Source organism: Rhizobium sp. Root708 (assembly GCF_001429725.1).
Taxonomy (GTDB): Bacteria; Pseudomonadota; Alphaproteobacteria; order Rhizobiales; family Rhizobiaceae; genus Rhizobium.
Window position 1 is genome coordinate 1 of record NZ_LMHV01000030.1, and the last position, 10282, is coordinate 10282.

General features: G+C 56.7%; 9 protein-coding genes and 2 pseudogenes. 4 read left to right on the forward strand and 7 right to left on the reverse strand.

The window, feature by feature from the left end:
- Positions 1-513: 513 nt before the first annotated feature.
- The 4 genes from ASE04_RS16875 to ASE04_RS16895 all read right to left on the reverse strand — a co-directional run bounded on the left by ASE04_RS16875 (position 514) and on the right by ASE04_RS16895 (position 5203).
- Positions 514-801: a BON domain-containing protein gene (locus ASE04_RS16875; RefSeq protein ID WP_056819292.1), complete on the reverse strand. Its 288-nt coding sequence runs from the start codon at positions 799-801 to the stop codon at positions 514-516.
- A gap of 918 nt (positions 802-1719) precedes the next feature.
- Complete coding sequence (istB, locus tag ASE04_RS16885; RefSeq protein ID WP_056819295.1) at positions 1720-2457, reverse strand: IS21-like element ISRel16 family helper ATPase IstB; 738 nt, start codon at positions 2455-2457, stop codon at positions 1720-1722.
- A gap of 11 nt (positions 2458-2468) precedes the next feature.
- Positions 2469-3998, reverse strand: coding sequence for an IS21 family transposase (gene istA, locus ASE04_RS16890; RefSeq protein WP_082597386.1), 1530 nt, complete (start codon positions 3996-3998; stop codon positions 2469-2471).
- Positions 3999-4621: 623 nt separating this feature from the next.
- Positions 4622-5203 carry an acyloxyacyl hydrolase gene (locus ASE04_RS16895; protein ID WP_056819298.1) on the reverse strand — a complete coding sequence of 194 codons (582 nt, stop codon included), beginning with the start codon at positions 5201-5203 and terminating at the stop codon, positions 4622-4624.
- A gap of 388 nt (positions 5204-5591) precedes the next feature.
- Here ASE04_RS16895 and ASE04_RS16900 point away from each other — a divergent pair, with 388 nt between their 5' ends.
- The 4 genes from ASE04_RS16900 (at position 5592) to ASE04_RS16920 (ending at position 8679) form a co-directional block, all read left to right on the forward strand.
- Positions 5592-5900 carry a hypothetical protein gene (locus ASE04_RS16900; protein ID WP_056819300.1) on the forward strand — a complete coding sequence of 103 codons (309 nt, stop codon included), beginning with the start codon at positions 5592-5594 and terminating at the stop codon, positions 5898-5900.
- A 990-nt stretch (positions 5901-6890) separates the two neighbouring features.
- On the forward strand, positions 6891-7304 hold the full coding sequence (locus ASE04_RS16910) for a DoxX family protein (protein WP_056819306.1): 414 nt from the start codon (positions 6891-6893) through the stop codon (positions 7302-7304).
- Positions 7305-7860: 556 nt separating this feature from the next.
- The gene (locus tag ASE04_RS16915) at positions 7861-8046 is read left to right on the forward strand and encodes a hypothetical protein (protein WP_244490447.1); all 186 of its coding nucleotides are present in this window, start codon (positions 7861-7863) and stop codon (positions 8044-8046) included.
- 258 nt (positions 8047-8304) lie between these two features.
- A complete protein-coding gene (locus ASE04_RS16920; protein WP_056819311.1) occupies positions 8305-8679 on the forward strand; it encodes a GFA family protein in 375 nt (124 codons plus the stop codon).
- A 571-nt stretch (positions 8680-9250) separates the two neighbouring features.
- Here ASE04_RS16920 and ASE04_RS16925 read toward each other — a convergent pair.
- From ASE04_RS16925 to ASE04_RS16935, 3 genes and pseudogenes are all read right to left on the reverse strand, one after another.
- On the reverse strand, positions 9251-9661 hold the full coding sequence (locus tag ASE04_RS16925) for a TIGR02588 family protein (RefSeq protein ID WP_056819304.1): 411 nt from the start codon (positions 9659-9661) through the stop codon (positions 9251-9253).
- Positions 9662-9667: 6 nt separating this feature from the next.
- Positions 9668-10081, reverse strand: a pseudogene (locus ASE04_RS16930) (DUF2391 family protein); the annotation flags it as partial.
- A gap of 11 nt (positions 10082-10092) precedes the next feature.
- Positions 10093-10282: pseudogene (locus tag ASE04_RS16935) on the reverse strand (cation:proton antiporter); the annotation flags it as partial.

Consider the following 10282-nt stretch of genomic DNA (forward strand, 5'->3'; position numbering starts at 1 on the left):
CGCCGCCAAAAGCCGGATGGTCAGATGAAATCTGAGGGGGGTCAAAATTGGACGCCGATTACCCCGCCAAGGGGGTTAAATTTGCACGCCGAAACACAAGCTGGAGGGTTCGGACTCAACGGCACCATTCTCTTTTATCGAACTTACTTTGCTCGCAGGCGGGCCGTCGCATCACACATGCCGTACCCAGGGAGGGCGGGATCCTGCCACAGAACAGGACGTTGTTGAGCGAAGCCTCGTTGATGCATGTCCTCGCCCCAAGGCTTTCCTCAACTTCGGTCGCGACTAGCACGATCTTGTACATGAACCGGCCTAAGACTGCCCGGTGTCTAAAGGGCTAGAATTCCCGGATCGCGAAACCAGACGAGGGAGTTCTGCTCATCATGAACGCGATCGAACCAGTCGACAAACGAGAGACGGTAGGCCATCAGGCACGCTAGGTGCCTTGGTTGTCACTACCCGCTACCATCTGCTGGCCGCGATATTCGTCGCTGAGTCTCCGCGCATGTCTGATCATCGAGCCCAGAGTCTCGACGCCGATAGTTCCCGAACTAGCGATGTCAATGCCATTTCTTCTACATCGCGCAGCCTGTCGTGCACGTTCTCCGGACCAGCGATCATCGCTGCGATAGCGGTCGCCCTCTCTCGGTCGCCGTAGTCGGCCACGTAACCCTCCAGCAGAACTCGCCTGCCGACCATGCTAACTGAGATCAACGAGCTTTCCAGCTCCAGCTCTGCAGACATCGCGGCCTGCACGCTTTCAAGCTGATCATATGCAAGGCTTTCCGGTTCGAACGTCATGCCATTTCTCCTATCGTGATGAGAGGGAAACAGCGGAAGGACGATTTGGTTCGGGGCCAGGACTTAGGTCCTAGATGCATCCCGTTAGCGCACTCTGTCTGAAATCGTTACCGCGGGCACCTGCGCAGAAAGGATGCACCTAAGTCATACCGTGGAACAGAAGGGTTGCGCCCAACCAATTTTCACCCGTAGCTTACCTGGAAAGCCCTAAGTAATGCCACCATGAAGTTCCGTTCTGACAGCTTCCGTCTCTTGACCGGTGTTCAAAGGTCACAGCTCCGCGTCGACAATTCTCACCATCCAAGCCACGCTGGCGGCAGACCCCAAATCTACAGCAGTGCGACCATCACTATCATGCTTGGTCCCGTCGGTGCGCTGAGGTGAAGTTTCCGAGCGATCCCGCCTCGCCGCTTGGCGCTGTAGTGAGCGGCAATCAAAGTGCAGGCGGCAGCTTGATAACGACAGCTACGCCTTATCGAGAACTCCGTGGGCGGTTGCTCTGACGGAGTATGATTGCAAATGACTGATGGTCACGAGCCGGCGTGATCAAGGAACAACCAGCCGCATCCGTAGTTTTGTGAGGCGGCAAATCACCAATACGCAAAAGTGGGATCTCAAATTGCGCGTTACCGAGTCCGAAGTCCGTGACCAACCTCCACTTTCGTCAGAGGACGAGACGATTTCACCAGCTAAGGCGCCAACCGCGTTTATCGCGACTCGTCTCGCAGCCTTGCTTCGAAATGCTGATACTTCGCTCTGCTACGTCGCTTTGAGCGAAAGTTCGGCCGACCTGCAGATTCCGATGAAGCCGCCCCTTTGTTCCGAGATGATTGCGCCCCCGGATTCCGGGATGATCTCGCCCCCTTGAGGCTGGGGTCCTGCTGGCTTTGATTGTTGTCAATTCATTCGGATAGCGAGTCAAGATTTCCGGCGCTGATTTCGCCGCAAGCTTTCGCCGGACAGGTCGATACGGTGTGCGTTGTGAACGAGGCGATCGAGGATGGCGTCGGCGTAGGTCGGATTGCCGATGACTTCGTGCCAGGCCGAGACTGGAAGCTGACTGGTGATAATTGTGGAGCGGCGTCCGTAGCGGTCTTCAAGGATCTCCAGCAGGTCGTGGCGTGCCTGGTCATTGAGCGGCTCAAGACCCCAATCATCCAGGATCAGTAGCTGGACGTGACCGAGGGTGCGCTGAAGCCTGGCATACCGGCCATCGCCGCGGGCGAGAGCGAGATTGGCGAACAAGCGCGGCACACGCTGATAGAGAACAGAGCGATCATCCCGGCAGGCTTTATGCCCAAGTGCACAGGCCAGCCAGCTCTTTCCGACGCCGGACGGCCCGCAGATTGCAAGATTGTCGTGAGCATCGATCCAGTCGCCGCCGATCAGCTTCATGAACAGCGCCCGATCCAGGCCACGTTCGCTGCGGTAATCGACATCCTCTGGCACAGCGTGATGACGAAGCTTGGCAAACCGCAGACGGGCGGCAAGCTTGCGATCGTGACGGGAACTCCATTCCCGTTCCAGCAGGAGACCTAGCCATTCGGCATGGGAAAGTTGTTCGCTCTCCCCGTTGGTGAGCAGTTCGTTGAAGGCTTTGGCCATGCCGGTCAGGCCCAGATCGTTCAGTTTATCAAGTGTTGGATGTGCAAGCATATAAGTTCTCCTCAGTGGTAGTAGCGGGGACCGCGGATGTTGGGGTGATTGATCGGCTCGGATGATGCTGAGCTTGATGACGCCGAAGGTCGATCGAGATGATTGTCGAGTATGGAGCGCACCGAGCCATAGGTTCGAGCGCCGATTTCCAAAGCCCGACCGCAGGCCGCATTGACCCTCCCACGTTCAAAAGCTTTGACAAGACGGATAATGCCCAGGCAGGCCCGGTAGCCTTGTTCGGGATGCGGCCGATCAGCCAGAATCCGCTCGCAAAGCAATGCAACGTCAGATCCGATTGCCGACGCCTCGCGGCTGATGCGCTCGATCGTCCAGTCGGCGAAACGACGATGGGAGGATGGCATGTGCTCCGGCGTCGTCGTGTGCTTGCCATTGCCGCTCGAACGCCGGTGGGCGGCGATCCGCTCGCCTTTGTGGAAGATCTCGATGGTGTTGGAGGTGATCCGCGCCTCGACCTGCTCACGGGCAAAGCGATAGGGCACAGAGTAAAAGTGCTTGTCGATATCGACATGATAATCGAGCCCGGCCCGGCGGATCTTCCATTCCGCAAAGACATATCGCTCGACTGGAAGCGGTCGCAGAGCCGGATAATCAAGCTCTTCGAACAACTGCCGTCTTGTGCGCCCAACACGGCGTAGAACACGCCGCTCGTTAAGATCGGCGAGCAATTCGACGATTGCCGTGTTGACGTCACCAAGACTGTAGAAGATGCGATGGCGCAGTCGCCCCAGCAACCAGCGCTCGACAATGCGAACCGCGGCTTCGACTTTCGCCTTGTCGCGCGGACGGCGCGGTCGTGTCGGTAGAACGGCACTGCCGTAATGAGCTGCCATGCCGGTATAGGTGCGGTTGACCTGCGGATCAAAATGACAGGCCTTGATCACCGCCACCTTGGCATTGTCTGGTACGAGCAATGCCGGGGCTCCGCCAAAAGCCTCAAGCGCCAGCAAATGGCATTCGATCCAATCTGGAAGCGTCTCGCTCCAGCGGGCATGTGCAAACGAAAGGCTCGATGCCCCGAGCACAGCAACGAACAGATGCGCTTGCCGCGTCTTTCCCGATAGTCGATCGATAACCACCGTGACCGTATCGCCGGCATAGTCGACAAAGAGCCTTTCGCCAGCCGCATGGTCCTGGCGCATCGTTACCGGCAACTTCAATGCCCAACCGCGATACAAATCACAGTAGCGGCTGTAGCGATATCCATCAGGATGGAGGCCGATGTATTCGTCCCAAAGGATCTGCAGCGTCACATGCTTGCGCTTCAGCTCACGATGAACATGGCCCCAATCCGGCTCAGCGCTGCGGCGGTGTCCCGTCTTCGTCCCTGCGGCCTTGTAAAGCGCCGCTTCCAGCACCGCATCGCTCACATCGTCGCCCAACGGCCAGGACAAGCCTGCGATCTCAACACGGCGTAGTGTCTCACGCACGGTCGAGGGAGCCGCGCCGACGCGTAGCGCAATCGACTTGTGACCAAGCCCATCTCCAAATCTGTATCTCAGAATCTCGCGGACACGCCGCATCTGTAGTCTCTCCGCTGGCATTGCGTTCCTTCCTCTCAGCGCAACTGAAAGGTCGAACGTCTCACCAACAGAACACCCCGACAAACACCCCAATCAGGGGGCGAGATCATCTCGGAATAAGGGGGCGACTAATTCTCGGAATGGGGGGGCGGCATCATTTCGGAATCAGGGGGCGACATGCTTCGGAATTTGCAGCCGACCGCGTCGCCCATTCGGTCCGATCTCTTTTTCCGACCCTTGATGTGCTTCTGCTGCCGCCGTGGGATTGCTTGCCCTACGACCGTGTTCCGCCGTCCAGGCACTGCATGGGAATGCGGATGGACGCGTTGAGGGTCTGGAGCGAGCCAGCCCAAAGGCCCAGGCTGCTGATCACCTCGCTGAGTGCCGTTCTCCAGCGAATCCCTCCGTGGGAGACGATCAGAGACAGTTGCTACCAAGTCATGGCAGGACAACCCTTCGACCGGGATGCGTTCGAAGCATTTGCTCGCGCCACGGGATATGCGATCGAAGGCCTTGCCGATGATCCCGGCGAGCTTGCGATCAGGGAAAGAGGTCATCGACATCTTTCCCGCAGGAGCAGCAGTTCCAATGCGCATCGTGCTATCGGACGACGACAAGCAAGCTTAAAACTTGTAGCCGACCTGGATGCCGGCGCGGGTCATGCCATCGTTCGGACCGTCGCAGAGATGGGCGTGGGACGAGTGGGCAACCTGGGCGATGACGTTCCAATGTGCGTCGAAGCGATAGCCGGCGCCAACGTACTCATGAAACAGCCAATGACAACCGAGATCCGGGCCATCGGTGTTATGATCGAGTTCGCCATTGTGCCAGACGCCTCCGAAGCTAGCTTCGGCAAAAATCTTCTCGTTGAAATTGACGGTCCACGCAAAACCTCCGAACACTTGCGTTGCCTGGCCGGATGTTCCGATCGAGGTGCCTAGGTTAATGCGCGGTCTCGCAAGTTGCTGCTGCCAATTGGTCGCGGCATCCTGATCGAACGGATCGAAGAAGACCGTCACCTCGGGGAACACCCCGTCTTCGCGCGAATGACCTCCCTGGATCGACGTGGACGCGCCGAAACGCAATTCATCGAAGATCTGATCGTCGGCATGGGCTGCAGCGGCAAGAAGCGAAATGTTGGCAAGAAACGCAGCCAGCACTGTCGTGGAAGACAGCGGTACCAATTCACAAATATTCACTGCCATGCGCCGCCTCGTGCTCGTCGCAAATCACCAAAGTCTTACGCAGTGGTAGCATTCATCCCCGGCAAATAAAGTTCGCCGTCGGTGGAAACCGGGCTCCGTACGGTGTCGTACCAAAAAGCTCCACGTTGAAGGCACCGCAATAAATTTCAGGCGGTACTCGAACGGGATGGAGATTGCTACCGGCTGGCCGTTGAAGACCACGGTCTGTTTGTGCACTGCTCGCCTTTCTCGGATTTAGGAACCTACTAATGTGCCTTAAGACTAGATGAGCGAAGACGCAGTTCGCGTTGGTACGCTGGAAGACCGAGGACGCCGGCTCAGACCAAAGTCTCTATGCAAGCGCGGTGGTTGTGATGTCATATTGCTTTCACCGCGCGAGGACATACGGATGACCTTGGTGACCGATATCCACGATGCTTGCAGGGTTTTGCCGCAGCTTGATGGCGAGAGTCGCTACCAACTGATCGGACGGGTTCTGGAGCGGCTTGAGGCCTACTTATGTTATGCGCTCCTTAACGTGCCTGCAGACAAACGTTACTGGCTGGAAGCTCTCGTTTCCTCCGTGCGCTTCTCGGTCGCAGAGATCGCACTTCTGGAAACGCAAGAGCTTCTAAGGATACTGGTCGAGTTTGAAAAACTAATCGGCGTCCTGGATGAAATAACAGGCGCGGTGAATGGCTCCCCCGCGCTACACTAGAGGTCACCGCCCATCCAAGCGTCGCTAATCACATTGTTGTGATGCATAGGCGGCAATGGACCAGGCGGTTGGAACGGGTGGGCACTGAAGAAGCCCTCGGCCTCGATGTTGGCCTTCTGCCGTTCATGGCTGATAAGACCGCAACGAATCCAGCAGATCTTCTCCTTCGCAGAGAATGTTTCGACGGCTCGCGCCGCGTTGTTTCGAGTTAACCAATTGCTCAAGCATTTCAAAATCCCGAGCCAAGGCTGGATCAACCGAGGGTATTGTATGAGCGTTGCGCCCGGCGACATGGGCGTTTTCGAAGCTACCGGGTTGCCTCTCGCTGCCACGGCCGCACGAAGCAGCTTTTGACAACTTCACCGAAGTCTCATCGGTCCGCCAGGAACGGCTGCCGAGCGACGAGTCTATTCACTGCAGGAGCATGTAAATGGACCTAGATCAGCACCGGAGCGAGAATACAGGGTCTGGGTAGATGAAGGTCGTCCTGAAGGCCAACACGAGGACCATTGGCGACGTGTTGAAAACCAGCACGAAGAAACCGAGCGACAGGCAGAGGGAGTCACGGAAGCAAACCAACGGGCATCGGATGAGTCCAATGGCGCTCACTCTTTGCATCGGCGAACCCCACGATACCAGGTAGTAGCTAGAGTAGGCGATGCCTGGTAGCTATCAGCATTGCCAAGCTTTCAATTCCGGAGTGCGGGATGACCCTCTTGCCGCGCCTGCGCGTTTTCGCTTCTCAACTCACGCACAGTCGTAACAACTGACACGGTAAACATTGCGGCGATGAGCGTGGCCAGGCTTGTAAGCAAAATAAACATGAGTTCTCTCTTTTTGTAACAAGAGAATGGAGAGGGGACCGAAAGGTTCCAGTTGTGTCGATGACTTACTGCCGGTGCTGAAGACATGGGACCTGCGCGGCCGCCCGCGACTACTCCTTTCGCTGCGCCGATGAAACCAGCGGCGTCGCTCAACGTATATGTTGACATGACATCGATCGAGATCCATGGCAGGCGGATTCGCGCCGCTCTATCCGGCTTCTACGCGGCCGCTGGCTTGGCACATCTCGCGTTTCCGCAACCGTTCCTCACCATCACGCCCGACTGGGTGCCGTACGCTCCTTTAGTCATCTTCGTGACAGGATTATGTGAGCTTGCTGGCGCGTTAGGACTTTGGTTGTGTTCGATGCGCCGATACGCAGCGATAGGATTGGCTCTCTATGCGGTCTGCGTCTTTCCTGCAAACATAAAGCACGCCGTAGATGCACTTGGTGCATCCTCCGCGAGCATTCTTGAATGGACATATCACCTTATCCGTCTCTCTCTTCAACCGCTGATCTTCTGGTTGGCGCTTTTTGCAGGTGAAGTGACGGCGTGGCCGTTCAATCGGAAGAAGTCTTAGCGTCCAATATCCTCGGAACTCTTGTTTGCCTCGTCGTTCGGCTAGGGTGTTGGTCTGCACGGTGGTCCTAATGCCATCCTTCTCGTAACACACCGAAAGAGTTCGATAGTCCAGGGTCATGGCCTGAAAGACTGGGACATGGTGCTGAACACCCTCCCGCGCGAATACCGGTTCTTGTGGTCGAAATCTCGGGTATCATGTTGACGGGTTGTTCTTACAGTCAGCGTTCAAGCATCAATTGCAGTGGATCGCGACCGGCAGGAGGACAACAACGCTAGACCAAGAGATCGCTTTCTTACGTGGTCATGACCATTGAGCGGAGAACTGCGTGACCAGTGCGCGAAGCTGGAGCCGTCGTTGGTTTCTGCGGATTTCTACGCAGTATTGGCCGTTCGAAACAAGACAATGCATCCGCAAATCTCACTCTACACCGTCAATCTTGTGACTAATGCGGCCAACGTGGTTGCGGCTGTTTTCAGGGAACCGGATATAGGGGATATTCGTTTGCCACGGTATGCAAAGAAGCAGGTATGCTCAAATGCCTTATGAGGAGGGAATGCAGCTCGTGTTCGATCTCGTCGAGCGCACTGTGGTCGTGAGTTTTAGGGATACCGTAAAGATGCTCGGACCTTTCGCCGACCAGAAGGCTGCGATCAAGGCAGGAGAGCAACATTGTCGTGACCATGGATGGGACGACAATGAGTTCGGAAGCGAACCGATATCGCCTCCGTCATTGGCTTAATTCGTCCTTTTGGGATTTGTTTCTCAGCGAAATAAATGTCGTTCAGCGTATCGAGGAAAAGGTCATCAAGGGTTTTGGTCGTTGCCCTTTCACATCCTCCGTTATTGAACTGACGGGTAAGGAAACTGGTTCCGCCTGGCATGCAATGTGCGACGTTGTTCTCGATGATGTCCAATCTCTGAGTCTAGACCAGGAGAAGCGGGACGCGCATACGTGCAACGGCGTTTCAGGGAGGGCCTATTCAGGGAGGTCGGTGTCATGCCAATAATCACAGGTGGGTGTTTATGCGGCCAGGTCCGTATCGCGGTCCGGGGCGAGCCTACGAGGATCGGCATTTGTCATTGTACGGATTGCCGTCAGGAGAGCGGCTCGGCGTTCACCTACTTCGCGGTTTGGCCCGCCGAGCAATTCGAGACTCGAGGAGAGACCTCCGCATACTCGGGGCGGTCCTTCTGCTCGCGTTGCGGGTCGCGCCTGTACTCGGCGAACGATAAGGAAGCCGAGATCAAGTTGGGTAGTCTTCATGATGCCCCGACTGGCCTCTGGCCCACATACGAGCTCTGGGTCAAAAGACGGGAGCCATGGCTTCCGCCGATTTCGGGAGCGGAGCAGTACGATGAGGATCGCACCTGACTGGACACTAACTGCTATCTTCTCGTCCATCACCCCGGCAGCTGGACCAAGGGTCTCGATCGCTCTCCCAGCGTGGGCTGCGGGCGAGACACCTAAACTCGAGGAAATTCCGGTCAAAGAGGATTGTTCCTGCAAAGCCTGGTCGGCTTAGCGTTCACCATCTGCGCCGATGATATCGGCTGCAGTCATCTTGCGTATGATCGCATTGATCCCTGATTGCTATCGAACATCTGGTTGGATCGGTTCGAAGGGAAAATCGCACTCGTGGTGCGGTGGCCGAATCTTGTTTTTCATAGTCGCCACCGCAACGACGGCCATTTATCGGTTTGGGCCGAGCCGCGAGCCATCAAAAGTACGTTGGCTGACGTGGGGTGCCGTTCCATCAATGGAGAACCCGCATTATACGGCAAGAGCGGTGGCTAGAGAGAACGCTGACCGGGTGGCGACGATGACGTTGGCGGCTTGTGTTTCCTAGATTTATCCTCATTGTTTGAAGGTCTTGAAGGGAATACCAGCCGAGGCAACTCGGTCCCACTGTCCATGAAGACTCACCGTCACACGGACAAAATGTTCAGGGGTCGTTGTAAGCCGCAGCCGAAATTTCTACGCCCTTGCCCCTTGGATCGTGCTGGAAGATCAGTCCGCCCGTCGCTTTTGAGTGCCCTGGGACATAGTCGACAACGGTGTCAGCCGTCTCGACGACTGTGGTCGCGTCGCGAACAAGACCTTGCACAGTGACCTGCGAAGCAGTCGCACTGGCACTGTTGCTTATCTCAAATTGAACCTGGTAGCCGCTGCTGCGTTGATCGACATGGAGGACGTTACCTGTAAGGTCAGGTGAGGTATCCAGGTCGGTAACCGCATCCTTGCCGATCCATAAAATCACAGCAACCACGATGATTGCCGAGATCAGGCCTGTCACCCATTCAATCCAATGTGGGTCAGCCACCTCGATATTCGTATCGCCAGATGTCTTTGTCATTGTGCCTCACAGGATAAGTCGAGCCGCCGCCGCCCCGATAGCGCCCGGGAAGCTCAGGATGATGACGGCCATCAAGGTCTGTGTGGTTCCGACGTCGTCCGTCCGGTGAAACGTCCACAGGCAGTATGCGCTGATAAGTCCGGCAATCACATAGCCCGGCAGCGTGAAGCGTACGAATGCGTGCCAGCTGGGCGTCCCTTCCTTGAGGTCATGACTTCCTCGGAACGATAGAGCGTAGACAAAGCTGTGCATTACGGCCAGCGAGCAGCCTATGATGATAAGCGCATGCCACGGAGACATCTTGTAGGACAACAAGATCATCTCCTCTGTCGGGGCAACATTCAAGTTCAGGAACAGTGCGCCGACTGCCATGAGAAAGAGCTCGCCGGCATAGCTTGTCTCTCGGTCGCCAACCGGATCTTCGTCATCGGGCCGTCATTCAGGCCCGCTTCGGATGTCAGAGCGAACCGGATGTCGTCCTCCTCGCCGGTCTGCGGCGGGCCGACCTGCACGTCTGCCGCAAGAACGGGATCTGTCGGCGCAAGGGCGGCTCCAAGAAGCAACGCCGATGCGGCCCCGAGGCCAAGCACGCTCCATCCGAGAAAGGCGATGGCTGCGATG